This is a genomic window from Thermococcus sp. ES12, assembly GCF_012027515.1.
In the GTDB taxonomy this organism is placed as follows: domain Archaea; phylum Methanobacteriota_B; class Thermococci; order Thermococcales; family Thermococcaceae; genus Thermococcus; species Thermococcus barossii.
On the sequence record NZ_SNUP01000019.1, the window covers coordinates 1 to 557 of the forward strand.

The window sequence follows — 557 nt, forward strand, 5'->3', positions numbered from 1 at the left end:
ACATACCTACCTCTGCTCTCAATCTCCTCTATCTTCTCTTTCAGCTCTTGGGCTTTCTCTTTCCCCCTAACTTCTCCATAACCCTCAAGAACAGCCTCAAAACCTTTTTCAAACCACTTATAGTGGGTGCTTTCCATAGCTCTCTTTAGGAGATGTAAATCAACCCCTTGAGCTTCAACTGTGTTATCAAACTCTGCCAGTCCAAAATCTATGAAGTAAATTTTTCCCTCTCTTAAAATCATGTTGGATGTCGTCAAATCTCCGTGAATAATACCCGCTTCATGCAGTTTCCCAATTTGCCTTCCAATTTCGCGGCAAAGTTTTAAACGTTCTTCTATTGGGATTTTTTCCAGATACTCTTTCAAACGCTCTCCTTCGATGAATTCCATAACAATTTTCATATCCTTCAAATCAACTTCATAGACATAGGGAACATTAACCCCAAACTCTTTAGCTCTGTGCAGAATTCTTGCTTCTCTAACAGTTCTTTCTTTCCTCAGTTTCTGGTCAATCTCCTTTATCCTGTACCGCTTTGAAATACGGTGCTTTATGATTAA

General features: G+C 39.3%; 1 protein-coding gene. It reads right to left on the reverse strand.

Features of this window, described 5'->3' with window-relative positions; all coding sequences use genetic code 11:
* Positions 1-557: Kae1-associated kinase Bud32 (locus E3E37_RS10775; RefSeq protein WP_167717339.1), on the reverse strand; the 557-nt coding region annotated here is incomplete at both ends.